This is a genomic window from Gilliamella sp. App2-1 (assembly GCF_001690255.1).
GTDB classification, from domain to species: domain Bacteria; phylum Pseudomonadota; class Gammaproteobacteria; order Enterobacterales; family Orbaceae; genus Gilliamella; species Gilliamella apicola_G.
Genome location: NZ_LZGR01000033.1, coordinates 1 through 18,880 on the forward strand (window position 1 = coordinate 1; position 18,880 = coordinate 18,880).

The following is an 18,880-nucleotide window of genomic DNA, read 5'->3' on the forward strand; positions in this document are numbered from 1 at the left end:
ATTACTCACCCGTCCGCCACTCGTCATCAAGTGCAAGCACTCATGTTACCGTTCGACTTGCATGTGTTAAGCCTGCCGCCAGCGTTCAATCTGAGCCATGATCAAACTCTTCAATTTAAAGTTTGATGCTCAATAACTGTCTCTGACATATTCAAATGAATCTTCAGTGTCACTTATCAAGACTTGATTCTTTTAAGTCCGTAGACTTTTAATTCTTTGTCTCGCAAGTGCCCACACAGATTGTCTGTTTTTTCTTTTTAAAGAGCTGACAGCTTCTATTCCTAATCAACATTTTGTTAATTTAGTTTGCTGTCTCAAGGGCTGCGTATACTACGCTACACCTTTTAATTCGTCAAGATCTTTTTTTCAATTTTTCGATCTTATTTTTTAACTCACTCACTGTCTGCTTGTCGCTGACTGCGTGTCAGTGGATGCGCATTATAGGGGGTTTAAAAAATCATGCAAGTATTAATTTCATTTTCTTCTCCGTTTGATTTTTTTTTGATCAAACAGTTCTAAAATTAGACTGAGCTTCAATATCTTCAGCTAAAATTACCAGATATTTTAAGGAATTCTTATTTGTATAAAATTTTAATAGCAGGATATGAGTGTTATTGTTCATGCATTATTTAATCGATATTAATACTACTTAAGTTATTTGAGTTTAGAGATCTTCTTTTAAAACGATATATTTAAATAAAGCGTTAATTAAGATTCTGCTTTTATTTTTTGGGGTAAATCCGCTAAACTATCAATTAACCAATCGGCTTGAGCCAATGTTTCTTCCGTTATCATATCACCTGTTTTTACTAGAACTGTCCTTTTAACACCAGCGTGTCTGCCCGATAATAAGTCAGATACACGATCACCTACCATATAAGAATTAGCAATATCTATGTTCAATTCTTTTGCTGCAGTTTGAATCATACCAGGATTTGGCTTACGACATTCACAAGTATCAACTAACGGGTCATGTGGACAATAATAAACGCCATCTAAATCAATGCCTCTATCTTGTAATGACCAATCCATCCATTCAGTTAACGTGTGAAATTGTTCTTCAGTAAATTTATTTCTAGCAATACCTGATTGGTTGGTTGTGATAACTAACAAAAAACCCATTTTTTTGAGTTCTTGCATTGCATCAATGACACCATCAATAAAATGGAATTTATCAATTGTATGTACATAATTATAATCTATATTAATGGTACCATCTCGATCTAAAAAAATAGCAGGCTTCATGTTTACGCTTTTTCCTTTTTATGTAGCTATTACTCTAATCTTGCATAGAATATTATTGATTGACTTAGATGTCTAGACGTCTTAATATTCATTTATTCATCTTTTTCTTTATATATTATGATACAACTACAACACATTTCGAAAACATTTGAGCATAATAAAACACCTATTTATGCTTTAAAAGATATTAATATCCATGTTCCTAAAGGGCAGGTTTATGGTGTTATTGGCAAATCTGGGGCAGGGAAAAGCACACTTATTCGCTGTATTAATCTACTTGAAAAACCAACTAGTGGTAAAATATTTTTCGATAATCAAGATATTACAAATCTATCAAATAGAAAATTAATTGAAATACGCCGAAAAATCAGCATGATTTTTCAACACTTCAATTTACTTTCCTCACGTACTGTATTTGATAATATCGCTTTTCCTCTTGAACTGAATAGAACACCTAAAGCAACAATAAAGCAAAAAGTAAATGAGCTTATCGAGCTCGTGGGATTGACAGAGAAAGCAAATGTTTACCCAGCTAATTTATCAGGTGGCCAAAAACAACGTGTTGCTATTGCCAGAGCTTTAGCATGTGATCCCAAAGTACTATTGTGCGATGAAGCAACCAGTGCGCTTGATCCTGAAACGACCCGTTCAATTTTGGCATTATTGAAAGATATCAACCAAAAATTGGGACTAACCATTTTATTAATTACCCATGAAATGGATGTAGTAAAACAGATTTGTGACCAAGTTGCTGTTATCAGTGATGGCAAACTAGTTGAACAATCATCAGTGGGTGAAATGTTTTCTAATGCGAAAACAGATATTGCGAGACAATTTATTCAATCAACCTTACACCTAAATATTCCTGATGATTATTTAATAAGACTGTCGCCTGAACATAAAGAAGGACTCAATCCTTTATTACGCTTAGAGTTTACTGGGGTTTCTGTTGATTTACCTTTGTTATCACAAATCGCTAAAGAATTTGAGATTGAAAGTAACATTATTAGTGCGCAAATGGATTATGCCGGTGGAGTTAAATTTGGCTTAATGCTCGCTGAAATGAGAGGAAAAACCAAAAGTATGGCATCAGCAATTCAATTTCTAGAAAAAAATAAAACTAAAGTAGAGGTGCTTGGCTATGTTTGATTTTATTCCTTCTTTTAAACCTTTCGAATCACTATTTCGATATTTAACTCAATACAATTTTTGGACTGATTTTGTTGCTTTTTGTTCATCATTTAATGGTTTTAATGAAGCGATGCTATTCAAAATGGCACAAGCAACAGATGAAACCCTTTTTATGGTCATCTTATCAGGTTTTTGGGGAACGATAATTGGATTACCGATTGGCATCTTACTCTACACTACTCGTAAAGGACAAATATTAGATTGTTATATTGGTAATAGTATTATTTCATTTATTACCAATGTATTTCGCTCAATCCCTTTTATCATATTAATTGTATGGATTATTCCTTTCACCACTATTTTAATGGGTACCTTTATTGGTAAACAAGCTGCAGTTGTACCATTAAGTATTGGCGTATCACCACTAATTGCACGTATGATTGAAAATGCTCTATTAGATGTGCCTAAAGGATTAATTGAAGCGGCTCGCTCAATGGGCGCAACACCGCTACAAATTATATATAAGGTTTTATTACCTGAGTCATTACCTGTAATTGTCAATAGTATGACAATTACCTTAATTACCTTGACAGGATACATTGCAATGGCTGGAGCCGTTGGCGCTGGAGGTCTTGGTCAACTTGCTATTCAATATGGTTACAACGGCTACAAGCCTGCTATAATGAACACAGTCTTAATTATATTAATTATTATTGTCTTTATTATTCAAATTATTGGTAATAGGATTGTTAAACGCGTTACACATCATTAATTTTTGGAGAAACATATGTCTATTAAAAAGCTAGCCCTTATTAGCACATTGGTAAGTGCATTTTTTTTAACTGGTTGTGATAATAATAAACAACCAGTCGCAACAGATAATAAACCTGAGGAGCCAGCTAAAGTGAGCACGCTTAAAGTAGGTGTGATTTCAGGTCCTGAACAAGAAATTGCCGAAGTTGTTAAACAACAAGCGAAAGATCTTTATAATCTAGATGTTGAACTCGTTATTTTTAACGATTACGTAACACCAAACCAAGCATTAAATGATGGCTTAATTGAGCTCAATGCTTTCCAGCATAAGCCGTATTTAGATGAGCAAATGAAAGAGCGTGGCTATAAATTAGCTGTAGTAGGTAATTCATTTGTTTATCCTATTGCAAGCTATTCTCATAAATTAAAACCCATTGATGAATCAATGGAAACAGGGGAAGGTGTAAAAGTAACCTCACCACGTGGTGAAACCTTCTTCATTCCAGCTAATTCAACCATTGCCATTCCTAATGATCCAACAAACTTAGGCCGATCTTTACTTTTATTACAACATGAAGGAATGATTACAGTTGATAAATCTAAAGGTTTACTGCCAACTGTTCTTGATATTACAAGCAATCCTTATAACTATAAGATCTTAGAACTAGAAGCGCCAATGTTACCTCGCTCATTGGATGATGCACAAATTGATCTAGCGATCATCAATAACGCCTTTGCAGGACAAGCAAACTTAACGCCAAGCAAAGATGGAATTTTTGTTGAGGATAAAGAATCACCTTATGTCAACATTATCGTTTCGCGTGAAGCTGATAAAGATAACGAAAACGTGAAAAACTTTGTTAAAGCATATCAAACTGATGCTGTTGCACAAAAAGCTGACCAAATTTTTAATGGCGGTGCAATTCGTGGTTGGTAATAATCTACCACTAAAGATTGTTTAATATCTATTCCGCCAATGTTTATATTGGCGGAAAATTAATGTAAAAATAATAAATTAATTGAATTAAAAAAATCGCTACTTATCAATAAAATTATCATCGAATAATGACATATCAAATTGAACCAATCGGCATTATCCATTCACCTTATAGTGAAAAATTTGCCGTTCCAAGGCAACCCAATTTAGTTAGTGCAGGGCAAGGTGAACTTTATTTGTTAGCGCCTTATAATGATCCTATCAGTGTTAAAGGATTAGAACAATTTTCACATTTATGGCTATTATTCCTATTTCACCATATTACTCCTGAAAAATGGGGATTAACGGTTCGTCCTCCTCGTTTAGGTGGTAATAAAACAATGGGCGTATTTGCCACAAGATCACCATTTAGACCTAATCATATTGGACTTTCAGCGGTAGAATTAAAAGATATTATTGTTGAAAATAAACAGGTAATTTTAAAATTAGGCAGCCTCGACTTAGTTGATGGTACACCCATTATTGATATCAAACCTTACCTTCCTTATTGTGATAGTCATTCGGAAGCACATGCAGGATTCGCGCAATCCATTCCAGAAAAAAAACTAGCCGTAGCTTTTTCACAAAAGGCACAATTAGTTTTAGAGTTACAAAAACAAAATTATCCACAACTCACGGAATTAATTACACAAGTGATTTCTCAAGATCCACGGCCTGCTTACAAGCAAAAGAACCTTAATGAACAAACTTATGGATTTACACTCTATCATTTTAATATTAAATGGAACATCATCAATCAATACGCTATTGTAGAGGATATCTGTGTAATTAGTAAATAAATACAATTTTTATTAGTATAAAGATATTAGATAACGATTTTAAACTAACAAATTTCTTATCATTTCAATGAAAAATAGTTTGTATCCTTTTTCCATTCTGTTAAATGGATACGGGCTTAATTCCCTATATTTCACTTCACCACTAAGGTTATGTATATGTATAATCTTAGTGGTATTTTTATATAAAAATCAATGATTATATACGTTATGTTTGTTTTTCATTTCAGCAATATCGATTGCATCGAATAGGTAATGCCTCCCACAATAATCGCAATGAATATCAATCTTACCCCCATCTTCCCTTAGAATTTCATCAATTTGATTAGCTGGCAAAGTCATTAAGCTATCTTCACAACGCTGAGGTGAACATCCACACTTAAAAGTAATATCATGCGTTTCAAAAAGACGTATTTCCTCTTGATTATATAGTCGATATAAAATCTCATCAGTGGAAAGCTGAAATAACTCATCACTCGTAATTGTCTCGGTTAATGTGCTAAGGTGTTCAAATGATTCAACTGTATTTTCATTAGCTGGTAAAACTTGTAATAAAATACCTGCTGCCATTGGCTTATTATCATGTACACCTATTTTCACAAATAAGCGTGTAGGAAGTTGCTCTGATTGCATAAAATAATTTTCGATACAACCAATAAGTGTATCTTTCTCTAGTCCAACGATGCCTTGATAACGTTCACCATGCTTTGGTGTAATAGTAATAACAATATAACCGTTGCCAACCATATCTTTAAGCGTAGCATCATCAGCAATATTACCGTTAACCCGAGCAACACCACGTAGCTGCTGTTGATCATTGCCATTAACAACCGCTAAAGATAACGCGCCATCACCTTGTAACTGAACAGCAATATCCCCTTCAAATTTTAGTGTTGCCGTTAATAGGCTGGTTACAACCAATAATTCACCCAGCAAGTTTTGTACCGCAATTGGATATGTATGATTATCTAAAATTGCCTGATAAGTTTGATCAAGACGAGTAATTTCACCACGAATAGGATGATTATCAAATAAAAACCGATTTAAAGTATCCATATTAATTGTTGCCACCTTGTTGCCTATCATATTTAAATTTAATCAAATTACGCCGCTCCTTTTTATCCGGTCTTCTATCTGGATGCGGCATTGTCAATGCATTAAGCTTACGTGCTTGTGCTATTGCTTCTCGTTTAGCAATGCTATCAGGAGTTTCTTGATAAAGTTGTTGAGCTTCAATGGCCGTTCTTCGTTGTTCATTAATAGCTAAAATTTGAATTGTTTTTTGATCCGAACCTTGGCGAAGTGTTAAGATTGCACCAATTTCAACAATTTTACTTGGTTTAGTGCGTTGACCATTATAGTGCACTTTGCCACCTTCAACCATTTCGCGAGCTAATGATCGAGACTTATAAAATCTTGCCACCCAAAGCCATTTATCTAATCTTACAAGATCCATTATCTCCTCATATTACTTATTATTGAGTTTGTTTTATACTCAAATGCACATAATACTTTAAACATCTTAACTAGTTATATAAGGATGTTTTTGTAAAAATCAATGTTCAAAATTGATGATATAATCATTCCCATTTGTAGTAAATTTACCTGAAAAATTAAATGGTTGTAATTTACCATGTAAATTAACTGAATAACTCATCGCTTTCGGCGGTTGTTTTACCAGTTTCCAATTTTCTAGCAACAAACTTGTTATACCATAAGCATTAAATTGCAAAGATAACGATTCATTTTGAGATAGATCAACTTTTGCTTCAGCCTCAATCATTCCACCATTAACTAATGAGCTAAAAGTTAACAAAGCATGATTTTCAGAATCAAATTTTAGAACAAGATCTGGATAACGAATATCAATTCGATTAAATGAACCTTTTTCTGATTTAAAAAAAACAGCTCCTGAAAATATGCCGAATTTTTGCTCTTTCGCTAAAGTGATATCTGAGCCTGAAGCTTGAAAATTATACAAACTAAAAGGGAAATCACTCTGTTTTCTAATTATCAAACTTTGAAAAATATCAAGCTTATCAACTTTAATATACCTAAACATCCTCGGTAATGCAGATAATTCTAACTTTTCAGGAAGTTCATAATTAATATCCGATAACGTTAATTGATCTATATGTAAGGCATTATCTTTCCACTTTCCAACAAAATTGATACTACCTTTATTCCATTTTGCTAGTACTTTTTGAATCGTCACCTCTTGGTCGTGGGATGATAATTGGGCTAATACCGACGAAAATAACTCATCATGCCAAACAACATGATCAGCAGTAAAAGCTAAAGAACTTTGTTCAAAATGCCACTGCTCATCATAACGAAGATTAGTGGCTTCAATATTGCCCTTTTCCATTAAAAAATTGGGTAACTGAATACTACTTTCCAATATTGATAATTGTTTGATCGTCAACTTTGGTAGAACATGAGAATATTTATTAAGAAAATCATCTTCCGTTGATTGCCAGTTTATATTGCAAAGCTTCAATTGTTCAATATTTAAACTGTTATCTGCAAGAATTTTTAATTTACTGACAAAAAAACCTTCATTAATATTTCCACCAAAATTAGTCATGGTTGTAACACCATCTCGATGGAATCCTTGAATCAGTAGTGATTTTATTGGGATTTGATTTACTAAAACTTCTTGCGACGTAAAATCAAATTGGTATTTATCCGCTCCTGATGTAGCAAAGGGTTTAATGCCTCCATTGATTTGGGTCAATGAAAGTTTATCCTTCCCATTATTAACCAGAATATTAGTAGTTGCATTGACAAATTTTAACGTATTGGTTGAAAAGTCATAATGACCAAATTGAGTATCATTAATATTCATATTTCCATTAATGACTATAACATAGTTAAAATGTGCTAATTGCCAAAGATGACTTTTATCCAATCCCACAACTAATTTAGGAACATTAACAATCTCTTGCCTATTATCACTGACAACAACATCATCAAAAACTAATTCGTAGAAATTTGAAAAAGAGTGATGAACCCTGCCAATTGAAATTGTGTACGTACTCAATTTGGATAATTGCTGACTGATTACTTTAGCACCCAACGAAGTTTGTATAACAAAATAAGACAACAATATAAAAAACCAAATAATGGATAAAAAGATGATTATGTAAAATCGTAATCGTCGCATAAATAAATTTAATTGTTATAATGAACCGTTAATAATTACATTACGATAACCGATTTTAACCAAAATAACACCTCATTTTCAGTATAAATGATTTGTTATTAAACTAATTTTACAGTTAAGATATAAATATTAACTATGAAGTTTTTAAATAATTAACAGAACAATTCACTGTCCCTTTCTTTGGATTAAGATAAAGGATAGTTATTTTTGATTTACCATAAGTAAGAACGGGAGATACCTAGATGAAACAAATCCCAATGACAGTAAAGGGAGCTGAACTATTACGTGCCGAACTAGAAGAGTTAAAAAATGTCAAAAGACCACAAATAACAGCAGCCATAGCTGAAGCAAGAGCGCATGGCGATTTAAAAGAAAATGCTGAATACCATGCAGCAAGAGAACAGCAAGGTTTTTGTGAAGGTCGTATTCAAGAAATCGAAGGCAAATTATCACAAGCACAAATTATTGATATCACCAAAGTAAAAAATACTGGACGTATTATTTTTGGTGCAACAGTAACAGTCATAAATATTGAAACTGACGAAGAAACAACCTATCGCATTGTCGGAGATGATGAAGCTGACTACAGACAAAATCTTATTTCTGTCAACTCTCCAATTGCCAGAGGCTTAATTGGCAAAGAAGACGGTGATACAGTACAAATTAAAACGCCGGGTGGTGATGTAGAATTTGATATCGTTAAGGTTGAATATATCTAATATTGAATATCATCAACAAAGGCACATAAACAAACAGGGCACATAGCCCTGTTGTTGTATTTATTTAGGCAATGAGATTTTTTTATCTTCACTGGGTCTAAAAATCGTGAAAATTGATCCCACTTGTTGCACAGGTAAAGCTTTAGTTTCGCGAATAATAGCATCACAAATAAGCTTCTTCGTTTCGCGATCTTCCGCAGAAACCTTAATCTTAATTAACTCATGGAAATTTAAGGCGTTGTCAATTTCGGCAAGCACTCCCTCGGTAAATCCATTGGCCCCAATCATCACTATAGGTTTTAAATGATGAGCTTCACTTTTTAAATACTGTTTTTGTTTATTCGATAAATTCATTAAATTTTTATCACTTTAAGTTGTAATTTTGCTATTCTACCCTTATATATATTTGTAATCAATGAAGTGACCTCTTTACATTAAGGATTTATTAGCTGTGAGTAATAAAAAACGCTCAGCAAGTTCAACGCGTTGGCTCAATGAACATTTTAATGATCGCTTTGTACAACAAGCACAAAAAAAAGGCCTACGCTCTAGAGCATGGTTCAAACTCGAAGAAATACAAAAAAGTGACAAATTATTCAAACCAGGCATTACCGTTGTTGATTTAGGCGCTGCCCCTGGTGGTTGGTCACAATATGTCGCATCGCTTATTGGCAATAAAGGTCGCATTATTGCCTGTGATCTATTGCCAATGGACCCCATTGTTGGGGTTGACTTTCTTCAAGGTGACTTTCGCGATGAAGCAGTTTTAAAAGCGTTACTGGAACGAGTTGGCGAAGAAAAAGTCCAAGTTGTCATGTCAGATATGGCACCAAATATGAGCGGGCAACCTGCTGTTGACATACCTAGAGCAATGTATTTAGTTGAACTAGCATTAGATATGTGTAGAGACGTACTTGCGCCTAATGGCAATTTTATTGTTAAAGTATTTCAAGGTGAAGGATTTGAAGAGTACCTAAAACAGGTACGTTCAATGTTTAAAACAGTCAAAATTCGCAAACCTGAAGCATCGCGCTCAAGATCTAGAGAAGTTTATATTGTTGCAATGGGTATGAAGTAGCCAGTTTTATAATTTTGTAGTACCATACTACGTTAAATTTAGTCGTAACTGTTAATTTTTATGAGAGGTTTTTCTTTTGAACGACATGGTAAAGAATTTACTGATCTGGGGAATTATCGCTGTAGTATTGATTGCTGTATTTAACCAATTTGGCTCAATATCCAATAGCGGTCCTCAAATCGATTATACCCAATTTAATTCCGATATCACGACTGGTAAAATCCAAGAAGTGCATATTAACGGACGCGAAATCGTTGCCACAACTAAAAATAATGGCAATTACGTTACCTACATCCCTTATTTTGATGAAAAACTAATGGATGATTTGTTAGCCAATAAGGTGCCCGTCTATGGTAGTCCTGATGAAAAACCAAGCCTAATAGCCAGTATTCTTATTTCTTGGTTTCCTATCATTATACTCATTGGTTTTTGGCTCTTTATGATGCGCCAAATGCAAGGTGGTGGCAAAGGCGGACCAATGTCGGTAGGCAAAAGTAAAGCTCGCATGTTAACGCCCGATCAAATCAAAACTAAATTTACCGATGTTGCCGGCAGTGAGGAAGCAAAACAAGAAGTCACCGAAGTTGTCGACTTTTTACGCGATCCAGGTAAATATCAAAAATTAGGTGGCCGTATACCAAAAGGAATTTTAATGGTTGGCCCTCCTGGTACAGGTAAAACCTTATTGGCAAAAGCTATTGCCGGTGAAGCCAATGTACCTTTCTTTAGCATTTCAGGTTCTGACTTTGTTGAAATGTTTGTTGGTGTGGGTGCATCGCGTGTACGTGATCTATTTGAACAAGCTCGTAAACATTCTCCATGTATCATCTTTATCGACGAAATTGATGCCGTAGGTCGCAAACGTGGGGCTGGTTCAATGGGCGGTCATGATGAACGAGAACAAACACTAAATCAAATGCTCGTTGAAATGGATGGATTTGAAGCCAATAGCGGTATTATTATCATTGCTGCAACTAACCGAGTTGATATTTTAGATCCGGCATTACTTCGTCCAGGTCGCTTTGACCGTCAAGTTCAAATTGGCTTACCAGACATGAAAGGTCGTGAACAAATTCTTGCTGTCCATGTACGCAAAGTTCCTTTAGGGTCGGATGTTGATCTGTCAGTTTTAGCACGTGGGACACCGGGTTATTCTGGTGCGGAATTAGCAAATTTAGTCAACGAGGCAGCTTTATTTGCTGCGCGTCGAAATAAGCGCCTAGTAACAATGGACGAATTTGAAGAAGCCAAAGATAAAATCAACATGGGTACCGAAAGACGTTCATTAACCATGACTAAAGAGCAGCTTATTTCAACCGCTTATCATGAAGCTGGGCACGCTATTATTGGTCACTTAATGCCAGATCACGATCCGATTCATAAAGTCACCATTATTCCACGTGGGCGCGCTCTTGGTGTGACTTTCTTCTTGCCTGAAGGTGATCGAGTTAGCGAAAGCCGCGAAAAACTAGAAGGAGATATTGCAACCCTTTATGGTGGACGACTAGCAGAAGAGTTAATCTATGGTGCAAATAAAATATCCACTGGTGCATCAAATGACATAAAAGTTGCCACACAATATGCAAGAGCAATGGTAACACAATGGGGATTTTCTGATCGCTTAGGTCCTCTATTTTACGAAACTGATGATAATTCATATGGACGACCGAAAGATATTTCTGATGAAACAGCACGAATTATTGACGAAGAAGTCAAAGCCATTATCGATCGTAATTACCAACGTGCACGTAAAATATTGACTGAGAATATTGATGTCCTTCATGCAATGAAAGATGCGCTAATAAAATATGAAACGATTGGCGCAAAACAAGTTGCTGATTTAATTGCTCGTCGTCCTATTACCACTCCTGATGATTGGACTGAGCGTGACGAAAATGCAGCAGGTCAAATACCTAATGAAGGAAGCAATATACCGCCTCAATCAGGAAGTTAATTAATTTTCATAAAATATAACGCGCTACGGCGCGTTTTTTATCGGTAAAATAAAAATATCTTATACATCAATTTTCGTGGATAAACCGACAAACATTGAAAATTTAACTTGACCTCTACTTGATAATTTTTAGTATCATTTAAACTATCACATTATTAACTGTAGTAACAAATAGGCTTTTACTCATGGACATACATTTTCAAAACCAAGTGATGGATCTATCATTTCCACAAGTGATGGGCATTGTTAATATGACACCAGACTCGTTTTCTGACGGTGGTAACTATAACAATCTTGATGATGCTATGCGTCGCGTTGACAGCATGATTCAAGCTGGTGCAACGTTTATTGATGTCGGCGGTGAATCAACGCGCCCTGGTGCAGCCGAAGTTTCGGTTGATGAAGAACTTAACCGCGTTGTGCCATTAGTTGAAAAAATCGCCCGTTATTTTGATGTTTGGATTTCGATTGATACCTCAAAGCCACAAGTCATGACTGAATCAGCAAAAGTGGGAGCACATCTAATTAATGATGTTCGAGCCTTAACAGAACCTGGTGCACTTGAAGCAGCAGCCCAAACAGGACTACCTGTTTGTATTATGCATATGCAAGGCGACCCTAAAACCATGCAAAATGCACCACACTACCAGCAAGATATTTATCAAGAAGTTGACCAGTTTTTTGACAAACACATTGAGCGTTGCATAAATGCCGGTATTAGCCGTGAAAAAATCATACTCGACCCCGGTTTTGGATTTGGCAAAACACTAACGCACAATTACCGTCTATTGGCAACACTCGAAAAGTTCCATCATTTTAACTTACCTTTGTTAGTGGGCATGTCACGAAAATCCATGATAGGACAAGTATTAAATGTCCCACCGCAAGAACGTATGTTAGGTAGCGTTTCATGTGCCGTAATTGCGGCAATGAAAGGTGCACACATTATTCGCGTTCATGATGTTAAAGAAACCTTTGACGCACTGCGAATTGTACAAGCAACCCTTGCAGAACAAGGCTAATTGTATAAAGAAGAATGTTTATTTAAACGATTGATTTGGAGTTGTCGACATCTTTCTACTCTAAATAAAGCGCAATATTAATCTTTGGACGTTATGAAATAGTGTGTTTTTCATAAAAATCATTCAGGTAGAGCATTGATTTTATTTGATTTTTTTGTTGTTTTTCAGTGAAATCAAATAGTGATAGGTGATTTTGTGGTGGTGGGATTTTGCACCCCCCTAAATCAGACGTAATAACCGTCGCTATTTTTAGCATCACATAGATAAAACGTCCGAAATCTAACTGTTCTGAAATAGCCTTTCAGTAATACCTTAAACCTTGTCAGAAAATTTCATTTAAATATTTATCTAAGCATGAAAATCTTAACTTTTAAGCAAAAAATAGTCCTAAAAACACAATCAAACCGACATAATTATTATTCATAAATGCGCGAAAACACTTATTTCGGTCTCGTTTTTTTATTAGCATTTGTTGGTAAATAAATAGTACTGTCCCCATTAATAAAGCGATATAGAATATCAATGATAATTGATTAATTAAGCCGATAAATAATAGCCCAATGACCGAAACTAACTGCAATAATCCAATGATTAATTTATCATGACGTCCAAATAAAATAGCAGTGGATTTTATGCCAATTTTCACATCGTCATTGCGATCCACCATGGCATATTGGGTGTCATAAGCAATTGTCCAACACATGTTAGTCAAGAAAAGCAACCAACAAGTTAACGGAAACTGTTCAGTGGTTGCGGCATACACCATGGGAATACTCCAACTAAATGCAATGCCTAAGGTGACTTGCGGTAAATGGGTATAACGCTTCATAAAGGGATAAATCAGTACTGTTAATAACGCAACACAAGCAATAAACCATGATAGCTTATTTAAATTTAACAATAAGCAAAGAGCAATAAGCAACAATACAAATAACGTCCATAATGCGTTTTTTTCGGTCAATGCACCACGAGCTAGTGGACGATTTTTGGTCCGTTCAACGTGCCCATCAAAATGACGATCGGCATAGTCATTCACCACACAACCTGCCGAGCGCATGACAAACACACCAAGCACAAAAATAACAGTTATATAAAGAGAAGGATCGCTTGCAAGCCAAATAGCCCAAAGTGTCGGCCAAAGTAAAAGCAATGTGCCAATAGGCTTATCTAATCGCATTAGTTGTAAATAAGCTAACATCAATATTATTTTACCTTAAAAAACATTGAGAGGGATTATACCGATTACGATAAAAGCTGCAATGTTACGATATAGCAAGTTATAGCTTCTCATTAAACGAAACAACCATTTTACGGTCAATAAACATACGAAAGATGCAAATCAAAGCATCTGTAAATAGTGCTCAACAATCACCGCTAAAGCTCGATAAAATGCGCTAATCTTGTTTTGCTTTAGCCCCTTTAAATAAGCTGAAGACCACTTCATCAAATGTTCATCAATTAATTGTTTTGCCGCTGTATAGTTATTATTTTCAAGCAACATGGCATATGCCATTAGCATTAATCCAAATTGGTCCTCAGGCTCATTCATTCCTGTATTGAGCCTCAAACCATGCTGTTGTAAAAATCGGCGATAGCATTCTTGTGATTCACCTAACAATAAATGCTCTTTATCTAAGTAAAATGATCCCCATGGCGGTGCTGGCATTGTCCCCTGCCCTTCAAATAGTAATGAAAATTGATATTCAAGATCAGGATCTTCCACGTGATTAGCTAATATATTGCACTGCTCACCAATAAAAATAGGATCAGGCCAATTTACCAGTTGATCAATATGCAATAATGCCTGCATTAATGGTGCTGTAACTTTACTCTTTGGTGAATAATAAAAAAGAGCACCAAATAGCTTTGCTAATGTGATAGCGGTGATGTTATCCAAACAAGTGTCCTTACTGATTCGATTTTAGCGTATCGAAAATAATAAAAAGACTATTGTATAGTGCTTTTTTTATTGTGTTTAAAAAACTTAAAAACGTTGCTAATGTTACATTTGAATAGTCCATAAATTATAAAATGCAATTCGTCCACATAACTCGGCAATTAAAACAAAAATAAAGGCTAAAACATAAATTATTGTTGATTGTTTAGATTGGCATATATTTAAAATGACTAAAATAAGTGCGATTGCTAATAATGCGCACTGAATAAACATCCAAATATGTTGCTTTGCAGTAAGTTCGGGTGATATTAAGGCCATTAAATTAAGATAAGGAATTTTTAATAGCAGAATGAATATTGCGCCAATAAAGAATAAAATCAAGCCAATTCGATATAACCCCAAAACGGCCGCAGCTATTCCTCCTAATACTAACATAGAAGTATACATCTGAATAGCTGTGTAATAGGTATTCCACGTTTTCACCGTTGGTAGCATATAAGTGAGCACAATAGTCCAAACAAAAACTAAACTCAAAATGGTCAACAAGAAAGATAACATCTTATGTAAATTGGGAATTCGATTAATACGTTGGCAAAGTGAACTAATCAATAACCATTTATTGCCGTTATTATGATGAAAAAAATAAGTTAATAAGACACATACTAATGTCATTCCAAATAAAAGACCAAAAGTAAAAATCTCGTTACTCATCGGCGAACGACCAATACCCCAAATTACATTTAAAGCTCGAAAAGGATGACCTAAATGAAACGAAGCAATAAACATCGCAATAGCCATTATAATCAGCGCGAAGAGGTTCATTTTATAAATGGCAATAGCGCTATGTGAACAACAACTTAAGGAATATAAACTGCTAATCAATACCATTCCTGCAGCCAATTGCCCTAATACTGTAAAAAATACCAATGGTAATTCATGCATATTACTTATACCTCCTCAGGATTGAGAACCTTACCTAAAGTATCACCAGATGTTTTGGATTGTGCATGGGGTTTTATCACAATATTGGGTTTTGTAAGCTGTGAGCTTGGTAGTGGTGCAATGTTGCATTCATCACCATAACATTGACGTAATTTTTCAATTTCGTCAAAATCTAACGCACGTTGTGGACACGACTCGACGCAAACAGGCTTTAATCCCTCGGCTATACGTTCATAACAGCCATCACATTTTGACATGACCTTTTTTTGATGATCAAATTGTGGTGCTCCATAAGGACAACGCATTTCACAATATCGACAACCAATACAAACATCTTGATTAACAACCACTAAGCCATCTTGCGATCGCTTATGCATTGCACCTGTTGGGCAACCTTGTACACAAGCAGGCTCTTGGCAATGATTACATGAAATAGATAAATAGTAGGTAAAAGTATCGTTTTGCCACATGCCCTCAACCTGCTGCCAAGTCCCACCACCATATTCATACACACGGCGAAAATGAACACCTAATGCATTATCTTTTTCATCTTTACAACTAAGTTGGCAGGTTTTACAACCAGTACATTTTGAAGAATCAATATAAAATCCATATTGCATTTTTATTATCCGCTCTTTAATTTACGACATTGACCCCACAACCGATAATGGTTTAACTTCAACCAGATTAGTATGCTGTGGATTCGATTTAGCAAGCACCGTTGGGCGCAATGATGTTAAACGATTAATACAACCGCCAATATCAATCCCTGTGGCATTAGTTTTTGCCCACATCCCTTGCGGAATAGCAATAACACCTGGCAATATCCTTGGTGTAACTTTGGCGGGAATATAAAGCCGACCGCGGTCGTTATAAACCTCAACTAACTGACCGTGTTTTATTTGCCTTTGCTCAGCATCCAATGGATTAATCCAAATACGGTTAGCGACAGCTTCTCGCAATTGCGGTAAATTACTGTAAGTGGAATGGCATTGCCCCTTGGTATGAAACCCGATAAGTTGCAACGGGTACTTTTGGCGTTTTTGCTTATCTTCACTACCTTCAATTGCTGGCAAATACGCAGGAATGGGGTAGAGTATATCTTCTGCATCAAGTTCCCAATTATTGGCAATGTTAGCTAATGCTTCTGAATAAATTTCAATTTTTCCCGATGGCGTATTTAATGCATTTTGAATCGGATCATCTCTAAAGGCTTTTAAGCCAATTTGTGTATCACTATCGGCAAGTTTACGATCGATTACCCCCATACCGTCAGTATTGGCAAAAGGAGGTAAATTCGGTTCACGTTTTCGCAATTGCTCATAACAATATTCTATCCATTCATCTTGACTACGACCTTCGGTAAATTTATCTTTTATCCCCATTTTTTCGGAAAGATCGCTTAACACATCATAAACAGCACGGTTTTCCCAAAGTGGTTTAATTGCGCGTTGCATACGGATTAGATAACTATACGCTCCAGATGAATAAGAGTTATTAATCAAATCATTATTTTCAACTGATGAAACATCGGGTAACAATAAATCCGCATATCTGGCTGAAGCAGTCATATGCGTATCCCACACAAGAATAAATTCACATTTAGACTCATCTTGCAAAATCTGGTGAGTACGATTGAGATCCGAATGCTGATTCCCTATGACATTACTGGCATAACTCCAGATAAATTTGATACCAACATCTAACTTATCTTTACCTTTCAGATATGCATTTTTAGCTGTCATACTTGGACCATCTTCAATCGCTTTAGTCCACAAAAAGAAAGGAATACTCGTTTTAATAGGATTTGGTAAACTTAAACTCGGAACAGGATAAGTCACACTATCTCCCCAAGTTCCTATATTGGTACCAGGCTTACCAAATTGCCCAGTAATAATAGGCAAAATCATAATAGCTCTTGCGGTATGTTCACCATTTTGCCAACGTTGTACGCCATAACCTTGCGAAATCCAAGCAGCATTAGCATCGACAATATCTATCGCTAATTTACGAATCTGTGCAGCCGGAATACCCGTTTTTTTAGCTGCCCATTCTGGCGTTTTAGGTGTTCTATCATAGCCCAAACCGAGAAGGTAAGATTTGTAATCACTATAAGGTGGAGCACTATCCGGCAAAGAATCGGCATTCCAACCAATACAGTATTGATTAAGCATATTTTCATCAATACGATCTTGTTCAAGTAATGTGTAACCAATTGCGGCAACTAATGCGGCATCGGTGCCGGGAATAATTGGGATCCACTCAGCATTATACGCAACCACACTTTCGCTACGACGGGGATCAATAATAATTACCCGCGCATTACTTTGTTCTAATGCATGAAAAAGCTCTGTAACTTGTCCGCCACCCGACATTCGGGTTTCGGCAATATTATGCCCAAACATCACAACTAGATCAGAATGCTTTATTTGATCAAGTAACGATTCTTTAGCATTACCAAAAATATAAGGCCGAATAGCCGAAATCTGTCCACTCGAATAATCACCATGATAATTTAGAAAACCACCAATCGTACTTAAAAAACGCTTACACGCATTACGTCCTGAAATATTAGCGCCGGTTGTTCCTGTTCCATATTGGTAATAAATCGCTTCGTTGCCATACTGATTAATAGTATATTTGAGTTTATTTGCCAGTAAATTAATAGCTTCACTCCACGAAATTCGTTTAAATTTACCTTCACCTCGTTGACCAATTCGCAGCATAGGATATTTTAAACGATCGGGATCATAAGTGCGCCAACGAACCGATCTACCACGAAGACAAGGGCGAATTTGGTGCAACCCAAAGACCGAATCATTAACGCCTTCTTCTGGTGATATTTTAGTAATAATATCGTTTTTTACATGGACTTTTAAAGGACAACGACTACCACAATTCACTAAACAAGCACTATAAACAATCTTTTCTTCATCAGTAGTATTTAAAATTGTCCTATTATTCACATCATTACCGGGCTTTGCATAGGCAAAAGGTAATTGTATATTACCGGTCAGTGCGGCTACCCCACCAATGGTTAATGATTTTTGTAAAAAATCGCGTCGACTTATTTTATTTTCTGACTTACTCATCGAATTCCCTTAATATTTATATGGGATTTATTTATCATAATACTAAAAATACGATAAAAAAACTGAAAAAGTCAAAAATAGCAGATAAATCACAATAATTAAATTGAA

Annotated in this window: 18 protein-coding genes and 1 rRNA gene; 8 read left to right on the top strand and 11 right to left on the bottom strand. The window is 35.5% G+C overall.

What is annotated here, in order from left to right; translation table 11 throughout:
- Window positions 1–117 (bottom strand): 16S ribosomal RNA (locus A9G22_RS04370); the annotation flags it as partial.
- A gap of 591 nt (window positions 118–708) precedes the next feature.
- Window positions 709–1,245: a D-glycero-beta-D-manno-heptose 1,7-bisphosphate 7-phosphatase gene (gene gmhB, locus A9G22_RS04375; RefSeq protein WP_065586309.1), complete on the bottom strand. Its 537-nt coding sequence runs from the start codon at window positions 1,243–1,245 to the stop codon at window positions 709–711.
- A gap of 117 nt (window positions 1,246–1,362) precedes the next feature.
- On the opposite strand from gmhB, the gene metN reads away from it, so the two are divergent.
- The 4 genes from metN to tsaA all read left to right on the top strand — a co-directional run bounded on the left by metN (window position 1,363) and on the right by tsaA (window position 4,905).
- Window positions 1,363–2,394, top strand: coding sequence for a methionine ABC transporter ATP-binding protein MetN (metN, locus tag A9G22_RS04380; RefSeq protein WP_065586310.1), 1,032 nt, complete (start codon window positions 1,363–1,365; stop codon window positions 2,392–2,394).
- A 112-nt stretch (window positions 2,395–2,506) separates the two neighbouring features.
- Window positions 2,507–3,148, top strand: coding sequence for a methionine ABC transporter permease (locus tag A9G22_RS04385; RefSeq protein WP_065586330.1), 642 nt, complete (start codon window positions 2,507–2,509; stop codon window positions 3,146–3,148).
- Between the two features lie 15 nt (window positions 3,149–3,163).
- Window positions 3,164–4,066, top strand: coding sequence for a methionine ABC transporter substrate-binding lipoprotein MetQ (gene metQ, locus A9G22_RS04390; protein WP_065586311.1), 903 nt, complete (start codon window positions 3,164–3,166; stop codon window positions 4,064–4,066).
- A gap of 125 nt (window positions 4,067–4,191) precedes the next feature.
- The gene (gene tsaA, locus A9G22_RS04395; RefSeq protein ID WP_442899738.1) at window positions 4,192–4,905 is read left to right on the top strand and encodes a tRNA (N6-threonylcarbamoyladenosine(37)-N6)-methyltransferase TrmO; all 714 of its coding nucleotides are present in this window, start codon (window positions 4,192–4,194) and stop codon (window positions 4,903–4,905) included.
- 189 nt (window positions 4,906–5,094) lie between these two features.
- On the opposite strand, the gene hslO is transcribed toward tsaA, so the two are convergent.
- From hslO to A9G22_RS04410, 3 genes are all read right to left on the bottom strand, one after another.
- Window positions 5,095–5,958 carry an Hsp33 family molecular chaperone HslO gene (gene hslO, locus A9G22_RS04400; protein ID WP_075508420.1) on the bottom strand — a complete coding sequence of 288 codons (864 nt, stop codon included), beginning with the start codon at window positions 5,956–5,958 and terminating at the stop codon, window positions 5,095–5,097.
- Between the two features lies 1 nt (window position 5,959).
- Complete coding sequence (gene hslR / locus A9G22_RS04405) at window positions 5,960–6,358, bottom strand: ribosome-associated heat shock protein Hsp15 (RefSeq protein ID WP_075508421.1); 399 nt, start codon at window positions 6,356–6,358, stop codon at window positions 5,960–5,962.
- A gap of 99 nt (window positions 6,359–6,457) precedes the next feature.
- Window positions 6,458–7,945, bottom strand: coding sequence for a hypothetical protein (locus A9G22_RS04410; RefSeq protein ID WP_141669974.1), 1,488 nt, complete (start codon window positions 7,943–7,945; stop codon window positions 6,458–6,460).
- Between the two features lie 365 nt (window positions 7,946–8,310).
- Between A9G22_RS04410 and greA the strand changes: the two genes are divergently transcribed.
- A complete protein-coding gene (gene greA / locus A9G22_RS04415; protein ID WP_034910774.1) occupies window positions 8,311–8,787 on the top strand; it encodes a transcription elongation factor GreA in 477 nt (158 codons plus the stop codon).
- A 60-nt stretch (window positions 8,788–8,847) separates the two neighbouring features.
- Here the strand turns inward: greA and yhbY are convergent, their stop codons facing one another.
- Window positions 8,848–9,141, bottom strand: coding sequence for a ribosome assembly RNA-binding protein YhbY (yhbY, locus tag A9G22_RS04420; protein WP_065586316.1), 294 nt, complete (start codon window positions 9,139–9,141; stop codon window positions 8,848–8,850).
- A 97-nt stretch (window positions 9,142–9,238) separates the two neighbouring features.
- On the opposite strand from yhbY, the gene rlmE reads away from it, so the two are divergent.
- The 3 genes from rlmE (at window position 9,239) to folP (ending at window position 12,841) form a co-directional block, all read left to right on the top strand.
- Window positions 9,239–9,865: a 23S rRNA (uridine(2552)-2'-O)-methyltransferase RlmE gene (rlmE, locus tag A9G22_RS04425; protein WP_065586317.1), complete on the top strand. Its 627-nt coding sequence runs from the start codon at window positions 9,239–9,241 to the stop codon at window positions 9,863–9,865.
- Between the two features lie 76 nt (window positions 9,866–9,941).
- Window positions 9,942–11,819: an ATP-dependent zinc metalloprotease FtsH gene (gene ftsH / locus A9G22_RS04430; RefSeq protein ID WP_081296930.1), complete on the top strand. Its 1,878-nt coding sequence runs from the start codon at window positions 9,942–9,944 to the stop codon at window positions 11,817–11,819.
- A 185-nt stretch (window positions 11,820–12,004) separates the two neighbouring features.
- Window positions 12,005–12,841, top strand: coding sequence for a dihydropteroate synthase (gene folP, locus A9G22_RS04435; RefSeq protein ID WP_065586318.1), 837 nt, complete (start codon window positions 12,005–12,007; stop codon window positions 12,839–12,841).
- A 370-nt stretch (window positions 12,842–13,211) separates the two neighbouring features.
- Here folP and ubiA read toward each other — a convergent pair whose 3' ends face one another.
- The 5 genes from ubiA to A9G22_RS04460 all read right to left on the bottom strand — a co-directional run bounded on the left by ubiA (window position 13,212) and on the right by A9G22_RS04460 (window position 18,772).
- Complete coding sequence (ubiA, locus tag A9G22_RS04440) at window positions 13,212–14,039, bottom strand: 4-hydroxybenzoate octaprenyltransferase (protein WP_065586319.1); 828 nt, start codon at window positions 14,037–14,039, stop codon at window positions 13,212–13,214.
- A gap of 141 nt (window positions 14,040–14,180) precedes the next feature.
- Window positions 14,181–14,738, bottom strand: coding sequence for a TorD/DmsD family molecular chaperone (locus A9G22_RS04445; protein ID WP_081296931.1), 558 nt, complete (start codon window positions 14,736–14,738; stop codon window positions 14,181–14,183).
- A gap of 105 nt (window positions 14,739–14,843) precedes the next feature.
- Window positions 14,844–15,680 (bottom strand): dimethyl sulfoxide reductase anchor subunit family protein, encoded by an 837-nt coding sequence (locus tag A9G22_RS04450; protein WP_065586320.1) that lies wholly within the window; start codon window positions 15,678–15,680, stop codon window positions 14,844–14,846.
- 5 nt (window positions 15,681–15,685) lie between these two features.
- Window positions 15,686–16,300 carry a DMSO/selenate family reductase complex B subunit gene (locus A9G22_RS04455; protein WP_065586321.1) on the bottom strand — a complete coding sequence of 205 codons (615 nt, stop codon included), beginning with the start codon at window positions 16,298–16,300 and terminating at the stop codon, window positions 15,686–15,688.
- 21 nt (window positions 16,301–16,321) lie between these two features.
- Entirely contained in the window at window positions 16,322–18,772 is a 2,451-nt protein-coding gene (locus tag A9G22_RS04460) for a DMSO/selenate family reductase complex A subunit (RefSeq protein ID WP_065586322.1), read from the bottom strand.
- Window positions 18,773–18,880 lie beyond the last annotated feature (108 nt).